This is a genomic window from Microbacterium sp. AC215 (genome assembly GCF_979258645.1).
This window is the reverse complement of the sequence record NZ_OZ409869.1, coordinates 3,275,393-3,295,636: the sequence shown is the minus strand read 5'-3', so window position 1 is coordinate 3,295,636 and position 20,244 is coordinate 3,275,393. Positions and strand designations below refer to the sequence as shown.

Sequence of the window (20,244 nt, the reverse complement as noted above, 5' to 3'; positions counted from 1 at the left end):
CACTATATGGTGGCTCTGTGTTCTCCGTGCCCGTTCCCAGGACCGGGGCAGCGACTGAACAGGGCGCGACCGAGGCTTCCGTTCCGACGGTGCTCGTCACCTCGCGTCCCCCGCGATATCGGGTCGACTACGTCGACCAGCTCATCGGCGACGACTCGGAGGGGCGGGCGCCGAAGGATGTCGTGCTGGAGTTCCGCACCGACCCGTTTCGCGCGCGTGGGGCGGATGTGATCCATCTCACCGACATCTCGAGCGTCCTCGGAGACCGCAGTGCTCGCGACCGCACGAGGCGTGCGAAGCGCTTCATCCGGCTTCTGCGGCGCCGACGCATCGCACTCGTGCGCACACTCCGCGGCGAGGAGGCGAACGGCCCCGACTCTCGAGCAGAAGTCATCGTGGACGGCGCCGCGGCTGCGGTGCTCGCTCTGCACCCCACGACTGCGGCGGATGGCCGATCGGCGCAGGTCGTCGCCCACAGCCACATGCGGGACCGGTTCCTCGGCTTTCCTCGGCAGGAGTCCGTGCCAGGGCGCGTGCTGATCACGGCGGTCACCACGCTCCATCCGACATGCCGAGCCGCTCTCACGGTGTTCGGCCTCGCAGACCTTCCCGCGTGGACGCTGCGCGTCGCAGGCAAGGTGCCAGTCGAACACGAGGCAGCGTACATGCGAACCCTCGCGGACCACCCCGACTCGATGTCACTCCGTGACGAACTCCTCTCCGATGCCAGTTGCGTCTCCGAGGTGAGTCAGGCCGAGATCGTGATCGTCGGAGCGGCCGAGGCCTACGAGTCCCAGAGCATCCTCATGCTCGCCCTGTCCCTGGACCGGCCGGTGCTCGTCGAAGACACCGAGCAGACGCGGTCGCTGGCCGAAGAGGTCGGCCCGTCCTGGGTGCGGCGTCACAGCGGCCCGTTGACGGCCGACGAGCTCGAGAAGACGCTCGCTTCGTTCCGAGCGGATCCCCCCACCGGCCGACCCAACCTCGAATCGCGGGCACCCAACCTAATCAGCGCGCAGTATCGCGCCGTGTATCGCGCCGCGGCGGCAGCGCGCTGACCGCCACCCGATCCCATGACGACGCCCTCGACTCCCCTGGTCTCCTTCATCATCGCTGCGGACGCAGACTCGGACGCCGTCGATCGCAGCATCCGCTCCTGTCTCGCGCAGTCGCTCACCCGGATCGAGGTCGTGTGCGTCCGCGCAGGCGGTGCCGGCTCCGGCGCGATGACCCACTTCTCCGACGAACGCGTCGTCATCATCACCGAGCCGTCGGATTCCGCTCACGCGCAGCTGCGTCGGGCCGGCATCGAAGCTGCGCGCGCACCGTATGTGCTGGTGCTCGAACCTGGAGACGCAGTGCAGCGTGGCACGGCGATGCGCCTTCACCGCCGCGCAGTGGAGTCGCGTGCGCAGCTCGTCGGGTTCCCCCTCCCGGCGACGAAGGGCGCCCGCTCCCGTGTGAAGCGCACCGTCGAGGCCCGCCCCCTCCGCGGAGTCGACATCCTGCGCAGCCTCGTTCCGCGAGACACAGCGGCGGAACTGGACATCTCACGTCACCTGTTCGAGACGAGTCTGCTCAGACAGGCGTACGCCGCGACCGCCGCCGACCACCCGCTCGATGACCGCGCGACCGTGCTGCTCGCCTATGCATCGGCCACATCGTACGCAGCTGTCAGCACGGTCGAGTATCTGCACCGGTCATCCCGTCGCGACATCGAGACCGAGCCGGAGCACCGCCTCGATCGGGCACTGCATCGCATCGCGTCGTTCCGGGCCATCGAGGCGACCATCCGGGAGCAGGCCCGTCACAGCTCCGACCCCGAACCGCTGCTCGACGGCCACATCGCGGCCTACCTCACTGCCATCGGGGAAGCGCTTGACGCCTTCACCTCGCTGCCGCCGGAGATGCGCGCCCGCGGGTACGAGGCACTGCGTGCCTGCGTCACCGACCTCGACCTCATCTCAGCCGCCGTGACGTTCGCTCCCGACACGATCCCCGCGCTCGTCGCTCAGGGGGAACGCCTCGAACTCGGTCGCACTCCGGTGCACAGCGTGCTGTTGACGACCAACGTCCTGACCACGGGCGGAGTCTCCGGTGTGCTGCTCGCGCAGGCGCGGATCCTGATCGGAGCCGGATATCGTGTGACGATCGCCACACACCGCGCGGGGAGCGCCGAGTCGCTCGTGCCCGAGGGCGTGACGCTCGTGCAGTTGACCGGCATCAGCCGACGTCAGCGCGTGATGCAGTGGGCGCAGCTCTGCCGCCGCTTCGACGTCGATGTGGTCGTCGATCACCGCGTCCTGTACTCCCGAGATTGGCCGTCGTTCGCACTGGCTGCCCGCACCGCGGGGTCGGCGACCGTCGGGTGGATGCACAACTTCGCCGGGCGGCCCACCTACAACGGAAACGACCTGCAGACGCTGTTGCACACCCACCTCCGGGCTCTCGCACACCTGGTGGTGCTCTCGCCGCTGGATGTGGCGTTCTGGAAGCTGCGGGGTATCCGTCATGTCAGCTACCTCCCGAACCCACCGTCGCCGTTCCTCCTCGCCGCCGGCGAAGTGCGCGGCCCGAAGCCTGCGCCGCTCGACCGGCGACTGGAGCTCGTCTGGTGGGGCCGGCTCGAGGAGCACACCAAGAAGGTCACGCAGCTCGTCGAGGTCGCCGCGGCACTGCAGCGGCTCGGAGTCGACTTCCGCCTGCGGATCGTCGGTCCTGATTGGGCCGATATGAGTGCGGATCGGCTGCTGGCTCTCGCCGAGGCCCGCGGCGTCTCGGAGCGTGTCGAAGCCATCGGCCCCCGGCACGGTGCCGATCTGCTCGAAGTGATCGACTCGTCTGATGTCTTCGTGAACACGAGCATCATCGAGGGTTACCCTCTGACGCTGCCTGAGGCGCAGTCGCGCGGTCTTCCGATCGCGATGTACGACCTGCCGTGGCTCTCGCTCATCCAGGGCAACGACGGAGTCATCTCCACCCCCCAGCAGGATCCCGAGGCTCTCGCCGGGGCGATCGCCGACCTCGCCGTGGATCCGGCGCTGTACGAGGCGATGTCCCGCGCCTCGGTGGCAGCTGCTGTCGAGGCGACTTCGCATGATTTCTCCCAGCTCTACTCGCAGCTGCTGCGCGGGGAGCTGGCGCCGGAGCTCTCCCCCGAGCCGACGCTCGAGGACGGACGCAAGGTGCTCGAGCTGCTCGTCTTCTTCGCCGAGCGAAGCACGCCACCCCCGCGTCCCGCACCGGCCCGGTCCACGACGAGCGCACCCGCGCTCGCCGCTTCATCGCGGCCGGCTCTTGGAATCCGCATCGAACGCGTGCTTACCCCCATCGGCCGTCGCGTCATCGATGCGGCCCCCTGGCTGCGACCGGCGGCGACGAAGGTCACACGCATACTGCGGCGCCGATAACGAGAGATCACATGACCGCGACTCCCCTCGTCTCCATCGTCGTCCCCGTCTTCAACGACGCGGACGTGATCTCCGACGCACTCGACAGTTGCATTCGACAGACTCTCGCAGCGATCGAGATCATCGTCGTCGATGACGCGTCGACAGATGACACCGCCGCGATCGTCGAACGCTACATCGCGAGAGACCCTCGTGTTCGGCTGATCCGTCACGAGAAGAACGCGTCGGCGTACCACGCACGTCGCACCGGGATCCTCGCGGCGAAGGCGGACCACCTGCTGTTCCTCGACGGCGACGACGAACTCGCCGGCACCGCAGCCGAGGCAGCGGTCGAGAAGGCGACGGCGACCGGTGCGGACCTCGTGCAGTTCGGCGTCGAGGTCGTGCAGCTCGACGGTCGCACCGGCGGGCGGTTCGAGTCGCGCCTGCAACCGAAGCACTCGTCGCTCGCCGGAAGCGATGTGCTCCGCAACCTGTTCCCACTCGATCGTCCCGCCCAGGGGCAGCTGTGGCGGTACCTGTTCCGTACCCGCCTACTCGTCGATGCCTACGCGCTCATGCCCGCAGATCTCGTGCTGCCGAGGGTCAACGACCTGCCGATCACTTTCCTCGCCGCAGCGCTGGCCACGCGCCTCGAGTCGATCCCGGACCGTCTGTACCGCTATCACTTCGGGCGCGGTGGGAGCGGTCAGAAGGTGCGCGATCTCCGCACAGCATCGTTCTACGCGGGCGCCATCCGATCCATCGATTCGATCGAGCCGGCGGTTCGACAGATCGCCAGCACCAGCACGGACTCCGATCTCGTCCTCACGAGTTACGGGTCCGTCCGACGCGCCATCATCGGCTACACCACGCGCTATCTCGCGGAGCACACGCGCTCGGATCTGCGGAGTGCGATGTTCGCCGACCTGTACACGCGAGCGTCCGCCAGCGACATCGTGCAGTCCACCGCGCTGCACTGGCCCCAGGCGATCGACACGCTCGCCGCGCACGGTGACGCGATCGACCTCGCAGCTCGCCCGGTGCGCAGCATCATGCTCGCAACGAACCATCTGCGCACCGGCGGGATCTCGGGCGTCGTGATCTCTCAGGCGCGAGTGCTGCAGGAGTCCGGGTTCCGGGTCACGGTCGTCGCGCGTGAGCCGGGGAGCGACCTCTCCAACCTTCCGGCAGGGGTGGGGTTCGCCGAGGTGTCGACTGACACTCTCGGCGGCGCGCTCGCGCAATGGGCCGAGGTATGCGCGCTCCACGAAGTGGATCTCGTGATCGATCACCAGTGGCAGTACTCGACGTCATGGCAGGCCTTCGCCCTCGCGGCTCGCGCAGAGGGCGTCGGCACCATCGGCTGGTCGCACAACTTCGCCGGTCGATCGCTGCTGCTGGGTCTCGCACGGCTCGAATCCGCCCCGCGCTACTTTCCCCTGCTCTCGCATCTCGTCGTGCTCTCGCCGCTCGACGTCGCATTCTGGAAGCTGCGGGGGATGCCGCGTGTGTCCTACCTGCCCAATCCGCCGTCCTCGAACCTGCTCGCCGCGGGCATCGAGGCCGCGCCTAGGCGCGCACCTGCGGGCCGTCGGGCCGAACTCGTCTGGTGGGGGCGACTGCAGGAACGCACCAAACGGGTGAGCGAACTGATCGACATGGCCGAGCATCTCGATCGCATGGGTGTCGACTTCCGCCTTCGGATCATCGGTCCCGACTGGCGAGACATGACTGCCGCGCAGCTGAACAGAACGGCCAAGGAACGAGGACTGGGCAACCGAGTCACGGCCGTAGGACCGCTTCGTGGCGACGCGCTCCTCGCGGCGATCGACTCCGCCGATCTCTTCGTGAACACCAGCATCATCGAGGGCTACCCGCTCACCATCCCCGAGGCGCAGTCGCGAGGTCTCCCTGTCGCGATGTACGACCTGCCGTGGTTGGCCGTGACCCGCGAGAACGGCGGCGTCGCGACGACGAGATGGGGGGATGCCGAGGCGCTTGCCCGACGTGTCGCCGAGATCGTGGCTGATTCGACCCGCTACGCACGCATGTCGGACGCATCGCTGGTCGCGGCCGAGCGCGAACTCTCCCACGACTTTGCGTCCTGGTATCGCGGACTCGTCTCCGGCACGCTGCCGTCCGAGCTGTCGCCCGAACCGACTCTCGCCGATGTCCGGCAGATCGTGGACCTGTCCATCATGTTCGCCGAGCAGCATGCGGCAACGCGCTCTCCTTCGCGCAGCACGAATGTGCGCAGTGGCGGCGAGGACTCCACGACGAGCAGCCGGGGCACGCTCGCACGACGCCTCTCGCGCAAGACGATCCCGGCGGCGCGGGCTGTGCTCGCGCGCGCGCCGTGGCTGAGACCCGCCGCCGAGCGTGTGCGGCGTGCGATCACCTCCGCATGAGCGCGGACGACATCGAATAGCATCAGACAAAACGCCATATATCAGGGGGAATCGCGAGTGTCGGTAGCAGGATTGAAGAAGACGGCGCGGGCTCAGTACATCGAGGCACGCCGCGTGTACGCCACGGGCGCCTTGCTCAGGAGCGGGATATTCGACCATTCCTACTACTCCGAGATCGTCCAGCTGAAGGGGCAGACACCCCGACAGGCGATGCAGCACTATCTCGCTCACGGCATCGGATCGGGGCTTTCTCCGCACCCGCTGATCGAGATCGAGTTCTTCCCCTCGAGCGTCCGCAGTGCGACCCGCGCGCGAGACGGCGTGGCGACCTTGCTCAGCTACCTGCGCAGCCCCCACGCGCGGACACATGCCTGGGGGCCGTTGTTCGATCCTCGCCTCACCGACGAAGACCCCCTGGACCTGCTCTCCCGTCTCCGCCCCGACCAGGTTCTCCCTGTCCCCGAGGGGTTCGCGGGCGCCGTCCCGACCTTTGGCGAGGCGCGCAGGGCGGCCATCGAGTTCGCAGAGACCCACCGGGACCAGATGGCCGCCGCGCTGCCGCCTCGTCGCAAGACATGGGACCACAAAGAGACTCAGCAGTGGATCACGGGCGTCACTTCGGCGAACGCTCCCTCGCGCGCGCTCGTCTCCGTGATCATGCCGGTTCTGAATCGAGCCGATCTCGTGGGGGTGGCGATCGAATCCGTGCTCGCGCAGACCCATGACCAGTTCGAATTGATCGTCGTCGATGACGGGTCGACCGACACCACACGTGACGTCGTCGCAGAGTACGTGCGCACCGACCCTCGGGTGCGCCTTCTCGCAGGTCCCCACGCGGGCGTCGGCGCCAGCCGCAACACCGGGCTGGAGCAGGCGCGGGGCGAGTTCATCGCGTTCCTCGACAGTGACAACAGTTGGACCCGCAGATTCCTCGAGCTGTCGTTGGCTGCCCTCGACGCGGCTCCCGACGTCGTCGCGTCCCATGCTGGACTGCGATTGCACGGCGACGACGATGTGGCCTATCGCGGCGGCGATGCACAGCTCATCGACCTTCAGCTCGCAAACTCCATCGACTTGAACGTGCTGGTGGTTCGGGCGCAGGCCCTGCAGGAGACCGGCGTCTTCGACGTCACGCTGCGCCGCTGGGTGGATTACGACCTCGTCCTTCGACTGGCGAAGCTGGGACGACTCGAATACCTCCCGTTCGTCGGATGCGAATACGACAACAAGAGTGCCGACGGGCGCATCACTCAGAATGAGTCACAGCACTGGCAGTGGGTCGTCACTGAGCGCAACCTCATCGACTGGGAGGCCACGCGCCGGTCCGTCGATGACCGCGTCGCAGATCGCACGAGCCTCGTGACTGTCGTCGCCGGATCGACAGGGCACGCCGCTCGGTCCATCGACCGCCTCCTGCACTCCTTCGATGACGATCTCGAGGTCGTCATCATCGACAACGGTTCACGTGCTGCGGTCGGTCGGCACCTGACGCTCCGCTATATGAGCGAACCGCGAGTCCGGTACGTCCGCCTCCCGGCGAACAACAACTTCGCCCTCGCGGCCAACTACGGATTCTCCCTCACCACGGGCGCTCAGGTCGCGTTCCTCGACCCTGATGCGGATGCCCGAGACGGTTGGCTCGAGGCCCTGTCGACGAGGCGGCGGGAGCGCGGGGCAGCCGGTGTTCAAGCCCTCCTGGTGAACCGGGACTACACAGTGCAGCACGCCGGCTATGCCTTCTACGACCAGCTGCCCCTGCCGAGCGGGCTGCTCGCGAATCTCACTATCGACGACGCCGCAGTCGTACGGACTGATGACCTGACCGCCATCAGCGCCAGCGCCAGTCTTTTCGACGCCGCGATCTTCGCCGAGCTCTCGGGCTTCGACCCGATGTATGCGAACGGCCTCGAAGATATGGACTTCTGCCGTCGGGCGAAGCGCGAGATGCCCACGGCTCGATTCGAATGCGAACCGCAAGCGATCGTCGTTCATCAGCCGGGCACCAGTGCCTATCGCGAACGCCGACAGGTGCAGAATCGCCGCACCTATCTCGAGCGTTGGCACGGACAGAGCGCACCCGACGACCGATACCGCTACGGCGCTCTGGGTATGACGGTCGCCGGCTTCGCGCCCACCTTCAGCCCTGGGCAGCCGTCGGCCAATCCAGTGCTGCTGAGAGAGTCGCGTCGTCTGGAGACCGCATCCGCGACCTCACCCACGCAGTTGCGCTGGGCCATCAAGACCGGCGTTCCATGCACGCGGGGCGGCGATCACTGGGGTGACATCCCGTTCGCGTCCGATCTCGCACGCGCACTCAGGGCTCAGGGGCAGCAGGTTGTCACGGATCGGCATGAGGCCTGGACCCGGTCGACCTCGTACCTCGACGACGTCGTGCTGACACTGCGAGGACGCCATGCGATCCCTCCGCAGCCCGGGGCTGTCAACATCCTCTGGGTGATCAGCCGACCGGAGCTGGTGACTGTCGACGAGGTTCGCGGATACGACCTCGTGTACGCCGCCTCGGAGAAGTGGGCCGCTTGGATGTCGGCACGCTCCGGTCGAACCATCGAGCCGCTTCTGCAGGCGACGTCGCCTGAACGCTTCCGGCCCGACCTGGACCCGGTCAGTGAGCCCGATGATCTGATCTTCGTCGGAGGAAGTCACGGGCACGAATTCGGACGCGCCATCGTGGGAATGGCCGTGCAGGCCGAAGCTCCGGTCGGCCTCTGGGGCCCCGGCTGGCACAAGTTCGCGCCCGAGCGCTATGTGCGCGACGGGTACCTCGATGCCGATCGTCTGCCGCACGCCTACAGGTCGGCGAACATCGTTCTCAATGACCACTTCTCCGACATGGCGGAGTGGGGCTTCATCAACAACCGCACGTTCGATGCCCTCGCCTGCGGAACACCGCTGATCAGCGACGCGATCGACGGCCTGGAGATCTTCGAAGGTGCCGTGGTCGTCGCGGACTCGGTGGAGCGCATGCGCGAGCTCGTCACCGATCGAAGCTGGATGCCGTCGGCCGAGCGGATGGCCGAGATCGCCTCGAGAATCCGCGCGGATCACTCCTTCGATTCGCGGGCCCGTACGCTTCTCGACGCGGCGCTGTCGCGGCGTAGCTGACGTGAGGGCACGTGCCACGCCTCCACAGCCCGGGTATCCGAATGGGATCGATCATCGGATGCCGGCACGCTTCCCGAACCCCGGCGAGGCCAGTCCACGACTACTCGCCTTCTCTCTCGATTCGCTTGTATAGTTCGTGACAGCGTCGCCGGTCAGAAGACCACCCGAAGGTTCCGCGCCCGTCGAGTACCCGCCCGGTTCGACGAGCGGCTCCGGCGCCTCGACTTGCTCTGACATGAATACCCGCATCGTGCACGAAGACTGGGAGACCTAGTGCGAATTGCTCACTTCGGCACATTCGACGTCGCCAACTACGGCGATCTCCTGTTCCCCGTCTTCTGGAATGGCGACTCGCAGACATCTCAGATGAGGTCGTTCATATATCGCCGGTAGGCGGCATACGGATCTATCGGGATGTTCCCGTCAGCCGTTCTCTGGCCGACGTGCAGCGAGCAGGAACCGAGTTCGACGCCGTCGTTGTCGGGGGCGGGAACATCATCCATGACAATGGGACCAACCTCGCCACCTACAAGAGTGTGAAAAGCGTGGCGTACCCGCGATTGTGGCTCGGTGCCACGCAACTCGCAACGAGACAGCGGATCCCTCTGGTGGTGAACGCCCCGGGAGTTCCCAAGGTGCCGGGCAGGACGGCCGCACCTCTGATGCGTCGCTTCGCCTCCCGAGCCGATTACCTCTCCGTCCGCGACACCTACAGCCAAGAGGTACTGCGGTCTATCGGCGTCCCGGGAGCCACCGTGGTCCCCGATTCCGCACTGGAACTCCGCGACATGTTCACCACGAGCGCGCCTGCGAACCTGGACGCGCCGACCCGGCTGACGGAGACGTTGGACTCCCGGTTCGCAGCAGTGCACATCAATGCCCGCTACAAGGGCGGCGACGTCGCGTCGCTCGCCCGACGTCTCGATGAGCTATCCGCGACGCTCCAAGCGACGATCGTCCTCATCGCCATCGGTCCTTGTCACGGCGACGACGATTTCGCCGAGACGGTGGCTGCACAGATGCACTCTGACCCGGTCGTGTTCGGAGCGCCGAAGGCCGTAGAGGACATCGCCTACGTGATCTCTCGCTCGTGCGCGTACATCGGCTCATCCATGCACGGGTTCATCACTGCCGCGTCGTTCGGAGTCCCCGGACTCATCGTCGCCAGCCACGCCGCCCAGCACAAGTTCCGCGGGCTGCTTGCGCACCTCGACGCCGAAGAACGCCTGGTCTCGAGCTGGGACGAGGCCCTGAAGGTCCTCAGCGCCGGCGGCCGGCAGACCGCACTGACCCCCGTCGATATCGAGCCGGCCCTCCGGAGAATCGACGATCACTGGGCTGAGCTTCGAGGGGCACTGCAGTGCGCTGCCCGGACGGTCGCTGCCCACTAGCAGCGCGTCGGCCAGGAGGCGGACACACTCGCCGTCGGCCCCGCGCAGCGGGGCCGACGGAATCACACCGCGATCATTGCGTCCTAGTGCGGGGTTCTCGCGGTATCCACCGCTGATCTCAGGAACCGATCGAACCGGGGCTGCTGACCCGCGAGCATGCCGTTCTCGACCAGCCAGGCGCGGCCCTCGATACGCGATCCTTCCGACTCGACCTCGGTGGTCGTGCGACGGAGCGCATCGACCCATGTGTCGACCGAGTTCGCGACGGCTGTCACCCCGGGGATCGAGGTCTCCCGGTACGGCCCGACGGCGCTGGCGACAGTACGCATCCCCAGGGCGAGATGTTCGAGGAGCTGGAGGTCAGACCGGGACGCGTCGAGCTCCGTGCCCGCCAGCGGTGCGATCGCGAAGTCGACTCGTTCGGCACACTCATGCAGCCATTCGACGGACTGCGGGAACTGCCGAACGCTCTCCGGCGCCTCGAAGCCCTGCAGCCAGGGCCGGCCGTCTCGCAGCTCTTCCAGCTCATCTTCAGCGGTGATGCCGATCAACACGAGTTCGAAGTCGGGGCGGGTGGCCGCGAACGCATCGAGCGCCGGGAGCACCACGTCGAGATCCGCGCGGTGCGTCCGGTCTCCGAGGTACAGCGCGCGGACCTTCCCATCTCGTACCCGCGGACTGACCGGCACGCTCCACAGACGATCACTCAGCGCGGCAGGGAAGACCTCAACCGGAACATCCAGATCCGCCAATCGGTCACGGCGCGCCTCTGTCGACACCGAGAAGGCCGTCGCGCCGCGCAGCAGCGCCGTCGATGCAGGTGCATCCGCGACATCTCTCAGGCGCGCGTCGCTTTCGGAATCGGCCGGCATCAGATCGCCGTCCTCCTCGATCACGAGCGCCGCACCGGCCGCGCTGAGTGCCGTGATCAGGTCAGTGACGGCTGCGGCGGGTACCGCGTCGCGCTGCACGATCAATCCGTCGATCAAGCCCTGCCGCACGGATGCGATCGCGCCGTCCGGTGCGACCCGCACGAAGTCCACATCGCGGGCCACAGAGTTCCGCGTGCGTTCCCACAGTCGGATATAGGTCGATGCGGGGGCTCGCGTGAGGTCACGGGAAGAACGGGAAAGGACGCCGACTCGGAGCGTGTCTGACGAATCGCCCTCCGATCCGGCGAGAATCCGGCGGTAGACGTCGAGGTACCGCAGCGCCATCTGCTTCGTCGTCCACGCGATGCCCCAACCGTTCTGCCAATCGTGGACACCACGCAGAGCCGCCACGCGTGCCTCACGATCGTAGAGCGCCTCCGTCATCTGCGTGAGCAGGGAGGGGGCGTCCAGGCCGTCGAGAACCCAGCCGGCATTGAAGCGTCTCACGCGCTGCGCAACGTTGGGGAAGTCGAGAACGAAGACGGGGATGCCGACGCTCCACATCTCCGTGACGGTATGACAGTAGGTTTCGTCCCAGATCGAGAGCACCGCTCCCGCATGGGGCGCGATCTTCTCGACGAGTTTGCCGAAGTTCTCACGCTTGTAGGCGCCGTGGTAGACGACGCGTGACCCCTTGGATTCGAACTTCTCTTTTATCGGTCCGAGAATGTGCCACTCGATCTGCCCCTGGGCATCGGCGTCCGCCATCGATCGCAGAATCTCCGCGCCCTTCGCCGCGTTGATCCCCCCTGGCACCAGAATCCTGATGGGCTCGCCATATACCGGCCGAGCGGCGACGAAGCGGAGGACTTCGAAGTCCCGACCGTGTTCGATGACACTGAACCGCTCGGGATCCATCTCGGGAAAGTGGTAGAGGATCAGGTCGCGGGCGCTGTCCGACGTGGTGACGAATGCGTCGCACATCCGGATCGCCCGCCAGAAACGGTCCTGCCACCATTGCAGCCATTCGCCTGTCGGTGTCGGGTATTGCTGCACCGGCCAGCCGGAGTCGCGGTACACCGAACCTGACCCGACGTACTCGTCACCCAGGTAGGTGCCCCGATCGTCGATCAACTTCAGGTTGGGAGACAAGGCGTAGTAGTCGTGGAAGGAGACGACGACCTTCATCCCGAGCTGGCTCGCGATGCCCGGCAGCGACAGCGAGTGCCACAGCAGATGCCTGATGTGGACGATGTCGAAATCGCACTGTCTGAGCCACGACCCGACCACGCTGTCGTACTCGGGCGAGATGTGACCGATCGGCTCGAGCTCGTGATGCAGTTCGTGTCGGTACACTTCGTGAAGCTCGCCGTCGACGACCCGGCTCAGAGTCATCTCCCGCGAATCGCAGCGCAACACCCAAGGCTCCACGGCGTCGTCGAGCGCGTTCATGAGGTCCGCATTCGTCTGGGGCGTCCCACCCGTCGTCGTCGAGATGACGTAGAGAACACGAGGAAGCGCGACAGCGCTCCTGGACGCCACGGTCAGCGCGACGTGCGCACGATTTCGCGCGATCGCGATCTCCGGGCTCTCTCGGAAAACGCGGATCGCGTGCTTGTATTCGGGGTATCGAGCGTCTACGACGGCCCGGCCTGCGGCGAGCAGCTCGGTCTTGGTATCGCCGAAGCTCTTCGATCGATCGTGGAAGACATAGGTGCTGTCATCGATGACGTGGATCCAACCGGCGCGGCCCGCGCGCATGCAGAAGTCGTTCTCCTCGCCATAACCACGCGGAAAAGCCTGCGAATCGAGCGGCCCGATCTCCTCGATGCAGAGTCGGCTGATCCACATGCAGAAACCGTTGCCGGTGGGGACTCTCGGATACACCCGCACCGATTCCCGGCGGAACGCACGCGCATACGCGATCTCATCGACGCCGGCAGGCAGCGGATTGTCGTTCCCGATTCGCGGCGCCGAGAACGCGCCGGCTCGGTCCGACATGGCGGTCACTGTCGCGGTCCGAGGCGAGTTGGCGGCGGCCGCGAGCATGCCGTCGAGCCATCCGGGCGTCACGCGCGCGTCCGAGTTCAGGAGCACGACGTCGTCATCCCCTGCTTCGACGATCCCCCGGTTCACGGTCCTCGTGAACCCCATGTTCGTCTCGTTGCCGAGGATCCGTAGCCTCGTCTCGTCGCGGTGGCGAGCAAGCACTTCTCTCACCCGTGCATCGGGTGAGCAGTCGTCGATCAGCAGGATGCGTGCGGATTCAGGGGTGTGAGCCAGGAGACGCTCGATGCATATCGCCACATCGTCCGGCGCGTTGTAGATCGGGACGATGATGGTCACGCCACGGCGCGAGGGCTCCTCGAAGCGGACGCTTCCCCCTGTGACTGGCGCGGGTGTGAGCTGAAGCGATACTCGCTACTCGTCGTCTGGTCGGGGAACCGCAGCGAGAGTGCGTGCTCAGCACCGTCGGAGATCCATCGGTGCAGCGGATTGATGAATCTCACTCCGCCCTGGCCGTTGGCGAGGCCGGCTTTGCGCAGGTCATTTCGCGGCAGCGAGTTCTTGACCGTCAGATATGGATGGCCGTCGAGAAGCACTTCGACATCGAAGACGTCATCCGGCCAGTTCTCATTGATGGCCCATCCGCGCACGTCAGCGTCGTCGGTGCCTTCGAGGCTGCCGCGGTACGAGTCTTTGAGGGCGGCGGTGCTCACCTCTCTCTCGAGCATGATCGACCCGTCTGCGGGATCGCGGAGCGACACCACGACGGAGTCTGCCGAGGGGCGGAACTTGCCGGTGGGAACACTGAATCCCCACGATCCTGTTCCGGCTCCCGTGGTGAGTTCCGGAACTGCGAGGTCGCACCTGTGACTTGCAGCGACGCGGTGTTCGTTGAGATAGATGTCAGCGACGACAGGGTCGTTCTTGCCGTTCAGCTTCACCCAACCGTTCAGCGCCCGGTTCTTGGGCTCGCGGATGGCACCGCGCCAGGGCGTGCCGCTGAAAGGCGCTGCGAACTCGCGCTCTGCGATCAGTTCGCCCGATCCGTTCGCCAGGACTGCGACCTTCACACGCTCCCCGAACGTCGCGGAGGCGGGGAGTTCCCACACGTAACCGTGCCTGCCATGAGCGTCACCGGCGGAGACGAGATCCTTCCGGAACCTGTCGGCGGGGACGTTCGTCGCGACGAGCACGCCGTCGAGCTCGATGTCGATGTGAAGACTCGAGCCGTCGCCGTCGCGACGAGCCCACCCGAACACACCTCGTCCATTGAACCCGTCGATCACTCCGACCAGTGCTGTCATATCGGCAGCCACACCCCTCCTAGTACGGCACGCAGAAAGAACCTGTCTTTGCGGATCACGAGCCGATGCCAGGATATCGCAACGCCCCGCGCGGCCCCGGTCCCCGCACGCCCCCGTCGCCACGCCGTCATATCGGGCGGCTCAGACCGAGAAGTGCAGCGCGAGCGCGCGCATGTACGCTACTGAAGGCAGACGCGCCTGCGCGCAGATGATTGGGAGTGGCTGGACAATGAGCGACTATGTGTTCATCAGTGACCGGACTGGCCAGGGTGCACAGATCCTCAACAACCGGTCCTCTTCCTTGATCGCGGCGCTCGGATACCGCTCCGAAGGCGCGGAGCTCTTGGTCTCAGCCGACCGACGCATGGCGGCCATGCACTTCTCGCGCTCCACTCACCTCTATCGGGCGAGCGATCAGAGGCACACGGACCTAGACGGCGCGGTGACCCTGCTCAAGGGCCATGCGATCAGGCGCGGGCGGGACGATGCCCACCTCCTGACCGCCGAGGCGATCGCCCGCGAGATCACGGGCGGAGGCTCGCCGACTCTGCGCGAACGCCTCGTCGGCGACTACGGGATCTGTCACTTCGATGGAAGTGACGCAACCTTCGTGAGTGACCCCCTGTCCATGGTCCCGCTCTTCTACCACGAGGCCGGGGATGGGACATGCATCGTCACCACGCGACCGCGTTTGATTCAGGCCCTGATGCCGCACTTGGACTTCGACTACCGAAGCCTCGCCTGGCAGGCGATCGCATTCTGGCCCTTGGGAGAGGACACCCTGGTCAGCGGCATTCGTCGCGTGCCCCAGGGTGGCTGGCTCGGAATCACGGACAGCGGCGTTCTGGTCCATGAGCGCCCTCTCTCTTATCTCAACCGTCAAGACGGCGGCGAGATGCGCGCGGAACTCGCGCGAGATCCCGAAGCGGTGTTGGACCGGGTGGTCGGCGAGATGGCCGGCTCGCTTCGAGCTGTGTTCGATACGGGAGCGAGGGTGAACCTGGCGCTCACCGGTGGCCGCGATTCTCGCGCCATCGCGGCCTTGGCGACCATGACCGGTCCGCTCCCGGCCACTCTGGCGGCGTTCTCCAACGGTGTCCCGGATCACCCCGATGTCGTCGTGGGCCGTAGTGTCGCCGAGGCGATCGGCGCTGAGTTCACCAACAACATTCCCAAGCCCGCGAGCTTCTCCTCGGGAGACATATTCAGGCAGCGCCTCGGCGCGGTCTTCCGCTACGACGGAATGCTGCCGATCTGGGATGGCGGAGGGAGCGCGGGCATCTCGCCCGCGGTACTGCTCCAGGGTCACGTGGGTGAGGTGTATCGGGACAAGTGGTTCAGCACTCCGTACGCTTCTCCCGAAGATTTCGCTCAGCGGATGTTCGCGGGAGCCAACATCGATCCGAATGATCTCCTGCGGGCGGACGCTGCCGCAGACCTCAAGGAACAGCTGGTTGAGCGCGCACGCTATTACGTCGACAGCGGCGCGAGCGTGGCCCAGCTCGGAGGCGTCTTCCGCATCGAGGGCATGCAGTCATGGGAGAGCGCACAGTTCTCCCAGGGAGCATTGTGGGCGAGCCACCCCGTGCATCCTCTCTACGACCCGGACCTGATCGATCTCTCCTTCCTGGCTCCGCCGGAATGGCGAAACGACGAACGTATCCATTACGAGATCGTCAAGCGGAGTCGTTTCGATCTGGTCGACCTGCCGTTCGCCGAGCACGGTTGGCACGGCGGATTGGAACTGAATGCGGGGTGCAGCGCCGTCCACGTGCCTCCCGTGCGGAACACCCGCCAGCTCGTGTCGGCGTCGGGCTGGCAATCTGCCCTGTTCTTCAAGTCCCCCTTGCAGCGGCGCTTCCTTCAGATCATCGACGAGTGCGGATCGAGCCCCCTCTGGGACTACTTCGACAAGGAGAAGGCGAGGTCCGCCATCACGGACGCTCGCGCGGACATCCCGTCGATCAAGATGACCCGGCTCTATTCACTCCTGACATCTCTGTGCTACGCGCACGGCTATGAGCTCCCGCTCAAGTTCAACGCCGAGGCGGGAACGGAGACGCTCGAAGCGCGAACGATATTGCGCGCGAAGTCGGGCGCAGCTGTGCTGTTCGACGGGCGTCAGAAAGGGACACCTGTCGATCTCACCGCTTCCGACGCGCTCGACGGCGTTCCCGTAGCGGACGCGCCCGACCTCGTCATCGACGCCGCGTCCGGGAACGACGCCGCTTTTGCGAGGGACACGGACGTCTACGATCTCCATCTCGAGCTGCGGCAGGTCGCCAACGAGAGACGCAAACTCGAAACGGAGCTGCGCGCCGTACGGCGCGAACTGGATTCGTTGCGCAAGCGCGATTCCCCCGCTGTGTGATCAAGCGTCTGATCGACGATCCGGCTGAGAACGGCTCCTACCTACGGGGAAGTCCACCGTTGGGGATGGTCGGCGCTGCCTCCGGGCATCGGCGATCTGTCGCTCCGGCGGAATCGCCACTCATGCGATCCGTCGCTCTGGCGGGACCCGGCGATCCGCGAGGAAGGCTCTGGACTGTGCCGCGCGCGGTGAGCTGATGCTTCTCCAGGCCTCCAGGAACTCGGGCTCGAAGGGCTCTGCGATACCTCGGGACGCACGGTACAGCGCGAAGGGCAGGGCGTTCTCATCCGAGTACACGCGGGAGAGATAGCGCTCGGCGTTGCCCGTGAAGATGATGTCGGGCTCGATCAGTTCCACCATCTCGCGGTGATAGAACCTGGTCCTCAGACACACCACCCGGGTGAAGACTCCGCTCAGGTGTTTCAGCATCAGCCGGAAGAAGGAATCTCCGAACAACAGGACCGTCTTGTTGATCGGCGCGTCCGGACTGAGGAGGATGTCGATCATCCCATCGTTGAAGCCGCCCCCGCTGTTGAACTCCTGCACCTCCCAATCGGGGTGGAGCTGGAGCGCCTCTTGAAAGCGCTCTGGATTCAACTTGCTCCCGAGGTCTCCTGACCAACGGCGTGGTCGCATGATCCGGCTCGCCACTCGATCGAGTGCCTCGGGTGCCTCCACTCCGACAGCCGCCACCATCTCGCGCAGGACGACGAGCGAGCCTGTGTGCGACAGATGGGTGTCGAGAGGCAGGCAGCTGTTCGGCTCCTGGCGAAGCTCGCGCACGGGGTAGACGACGCGCGGAACCATCGTCGCTGGAAGCTGCTCGAGATACGTCTCGCTCAACCTGACGACAGGCTGGAACGGAAATTCTTCCGTCAGGACGGACTGCTTGTCCGGGAACACGACATGCGCGTAGCCCACACCTCGTGCGAAGGTGTCGGCAGCGCGAGCCTCGAGATTGCGAGAGAAGACTCGGACGGACTCCGGCGCCGGTTTCAGCTCGCCGGTCGCATATTGGAGAGGCTGCTGATTTCCCCCGGCCAGGAAGGCGACTCCGCTGCTCGAGACCAGAACGTCGTTCTCGATCCGCCAGCTCGGGAGCGTTCCTCGATCTTGATCTCTGGCGTTCATGGCGTTCCTCCGATCAAGATGCTGGTTGTCCAGCCCCCGAAATCCTATCGGCCTGCCCGCAGTCGAACTGAACCCCCACGCTGTTCCAGATCTCGGATACGGCAGCCTCTTCGAGAACCTAGACCGGGATCCGCACCGTAGGCGCGTCCCCCGTCTCCCAGAAGTCCGCGTCCAGCACGCGGGTCACCGGATCGGGCTCCTCGGCCCACGCCGTCGCCGCCTGCACCGGTGACGCGTGACGAGCCGCCGCTCGCGCCGCGTTCTGCCGTTGCAGTTCGGCGGCGGCAGCGCGACGCTCCCAGAGCTCGCGTTCGATCATGGTGCGATCTCTGGCGTGGATCATCGCCCTCAGGATCATCGCGAGCAGCAGCCCCAGGTACCCGCCGACCGTGTTCGACAGCACGTCGAGAACGGTCGACACGCGCTCGTCCAGGGCGATGCCCTGCGTGAACTCGATCGCTCCGGAGAAAGCCGGCAGCAGGAAGATCGCGAGCCACCAGGCCTTGCGCGCGAGCGCGAGTCCGAGCAGGAATCCGAGCGGCACGAACATGCCGATGTTGGCGACGAACTCCAGCTCGTTGTAGCCGAACCGCTCGGGCACCCCGAGGTTGTGCAGTGCGCGGAGCACCCGCCCGGCGATGCTGTCGAACTCGAGCTGCTCGGGCTGCGGCCACATCGTCACCAGCAGCACGAAGGCGGAGTAGACGATGAGCAGCAGCGTCGAGATCCACAGCCGCGCATGGCTTCGCGGGGGCGGCGGTCCCACGTGGATCTGTGTCATGGTCGCGTTCCTCTCATGCCCGGGGCCGGGCGACGACGCCTGCGGACAGACTCGGGCCATGCTATCGATCGTCGATCGCATCTCGCCGCGAAGTCACCGAGAAACCGCCTCGGAGGCCCACTGCCCCGGGTACGACACAGGGGCCGGACCCGAAGGCCCGACCCCTGTGCGAGAAAGCAGATGCTTACTTGATGATCTTCGTGACCGTACCGGCGCCGACGGTGCGTCCACCCTCACGGATGGCGAAGCCGAGGCCCTCCTCCATGGCGATCGGCTGGATCAGCTCGACCGTCACGTCGGTGGTGTCGCCGGGCATGACCATCTCGGTGCCCTCGGGCAGCGTGATGACGCCGGTGACGTCGGTGGTGCGGAAGTAGAACTGCGGGCGGTAGTTCGTGTAGAACGGGTTGTGACGCCCACCCTCATCCTTGGACAGGATGTACGCGGTACCGGCGAAGTCGGTGTGCGGCGTGACCGAACCCGGCTTGACGATGACCTGACCGCGCTCGACGTCCTCACGCTTCGTGCCACGGAGCAGGAGACCACAGTTCTCTCCGGCCCATGCCTCGTCGAGCTGCTTGTGGAACATCTCGATACCCGTGACCGTGGTCTTGACGGTCGGACGGAGTCCGACGATCTCGACCTCGGAGTTGATGGCCAGCGTGCCACGCTCGGCGCGGCCGGTGACGACGGTTCCACGACCGGTGATCGTGAAGACGTCCTCGACGGGCATGAGGAACGGCTTGTCCTTGTCGCGCACGGGGTCGGGAACGTTGTTGTCGACGGCCTCCATGAGGTCGAGGATGGACTGGGTCCACTTCTCGTCACCCTCGAGTGCCTTCAGAGCGGAGACGCGGACGACAGGAGCGTCCTCGGCGAAGCCCTGCGAGGCGAGCAGCTCGGAGACCTCGAGCTCGACGAGCTCCAGGATCTCCTCGTCGTCGACCATGTCGGCCTTGTTCAGTGCGACGAGCAGGTAGGGGACGCCGACCTGCTTGGCGAGCAGCACGTGCTCGCGCGTCTGAGCCATCGGGCCGTCGGTGGCGGCGACCACGAGGATCGCGCCGTCCATCTGAGCAGCACCGGTGATCATGTTCTTGACGTAGTCGGCGTGGCCGGGAGCGTCAACGTGCGCGTAGTGGCGCTTCGGGGTCTCGTACTCGATGTGCGAGATGTTGATGGTGATTCCACGCTGGCGCTCTTCCGGCGCCGAGTCGATGGAAGCGAAGTCGCGCTGCACGTTCGTGTCGGAGGGGTACTTGTCAGCAAGCACCTTCGAGATCGCTGCGGAGAGCGTGGTCTTGCCGTGGTCGACGTGACCGATGGTTCCGATGTTGACGTGCGGCTTGGTCCGCTCGAACTTGGCCTTAGCCACTTGGTCCTCCTCAGGACGTCGTGTAGAGGTCACCGGGCACTGGATTGCGACCGGATCTCTACGGGTTAGGTTCTCAGTTTAGTAGAGAG

General features: G+C 65.9%; 11 protein-coding genes. 6 read left to right on the top strand and 5 right to left on the bottom strand.

All coding sequences use genetic code 11. The features are described 5' to 3' along the window. Positions 1-17 precede the first annotated feature (17 nt). The 5 genes from ACZZZF_RS15990 to ACZZZF_RS15970 all read left to right on the top strand — a co-directional run bounded on the left by ACZZZF_RS15990 (position 18) and on the right by ACZZZF_RS15970 (position 10,314). Complete coding sequence (locus ACZZZF_RS15990) at positions 18-1,058, top strand: hypothetical protein (RefSeq protein ID WP_400341746.1); 1,041 nt, start codon at positions 18-20, stop codon at positions 1,056-1,058. A gap of 15 nt (positions 1,059-1,073) precedes the next feature. Beyond that, positions 1,074-3,410: a glycosyltransferase family 4 protein gene (locus ACZZZF_RS15985; RefSeq protein WP_463499560.1), complete on the top strand. Its 2,337-nt coding sequence runs from the start codon at positions 1,074-1,076 to the stop codon at positions 3,408-3,410. An 11-nt stretch (positions 3,411-3,421) separates the two neighbouring features. Next, positions 3,422-5,800, top strand: a complete 2,379-nt coding sequence (locus ACZZZF_RS15980) for a glycosyltransferase (RefSeq protein ID WP_400341742.1) — start codon at positions 3,422-3,424, stop codon at positions 5,798-5,800. Between the two features lie 57 nt (positions 5,801-5,857). Then, positions 5,858-8,923, top strand: coding sequence for a glycosyltransferase (locus tag ACZZZF_RS15975; protein WP_400341740.1), 3,066 nt, complete (start codon positions 5,858-5,860; stop codon positions 8,921-8,923). A gap of 239 nt (positions 8,924-9,162) precedes the next feature. After that, a complete protein-coding gene (locus tag ACZZZF_RS15970; RefSeq protein WP_463499960.1) occupies positions 9,163-10,314 on the top strand; it encodes a polysaccharide pyruvyl transferase family protein in 1,152 nt (383 codons plus the stop codon). 83 nt (positions 10,315-10,397) lie between these two features. On the opposite strand, the gene ACZZZF_RS15965 is transcribed toward ACZZZF_RS15970, so the two are convergent. Together ACZZZF_RS15965 and ACZZZF_RS15960 are read right to left on the bottom strand one after the other, a co-directional pair. Continuing rightward, positions 10,398-13,532, bottom strand: a complete 3,135-nt coding sequence (locus ACZZZF_RS15965) for a glycosyltransferase (RefSeq protein WP_463499558.1) — start codon at positions 13,530-13,532, stop codon at positions 10,398-10,400. Continuing rightward, positions 13,529-14,497 carry a hypothetical protein gene (locus ACZZZF_RS15960; protein WP_463499556.1) on the bottom strand — a complete coding sequence of 323 codons (969 nt, stop codon included), beginning with the start codon at positions 14,495-14,497 and terminating at the stop codon, positions 13,529-13,531. Before ACZZZF_RS15960 ends, ACZZZF_RS15965 begins: the two co-directional genes overlap by 4 nt. 229 nt (positions 14,498-14,726) lie before the next feature. Between ACZZZF_RS15960 and ACZZZF_RS15955 the strand changes: the two genes are divergently transcribed. After that, entirely contained in the window at positions 14,727-16,868 is a 2,142-nt protein-coding gene (locus ACZZZF_RS15955; protein WP_400341734.1) for an asparagine synthetase B family protein, read from the top strand. Positions 16,869-16,988: 120 nt separating this feature from the next. Here ACZZZF_RS15955 and ACZZZF_RS15950 read toward each other — a convergent pair whose 3' ends face one another. The 3 genes from ACZZZF_RS15950 to tuf all read right to left on the bottom strand — a co-directional run bounded on the left by ACZZZF_RS15950 (position 16,989) and on the right by tuf (position 20,155). Next, the gene (locus tag ACZZZF_RS15950) at positions 16,989-17,999 is read right to left on the bottom strand and encodes a hypothetical protein (protein ID WP_463499554.1); all 1,011 of its coding nucleotides are present in this window, start codon (positions 17,997-17,999) and stop codon (positions 16,989-16,991) included. A gap of 118 nt (positions 18,000-18,117) precedes the next feature. Beyond that, on the bottom strand, positions 18,118-18,780 hold the full coding sequence (locus ACZZZF_RS15945; protein ID WP_463499551.1) for a VanZ family protein: 663 nt from the start codon (positions 18,778-18,780) through the stop codon (positions 18,118-18,120). A 184-nt stretch (positions 18,781-18,964) separates the two neighbouring features. Further along, positions 18,965-20,155: an elongation factor Tu gene (gene tuf, locus ACZZZF_RS15940; protein ID WP_053097508.1), complete on the bottom strand. Its 1,191-nt coding sequence runs from the start codon at positions 20,153-20,155 to the stop codon at positions 18,965-18,967. Positions 20,156-20,244 lie beyond the last annotated feature (89 nt).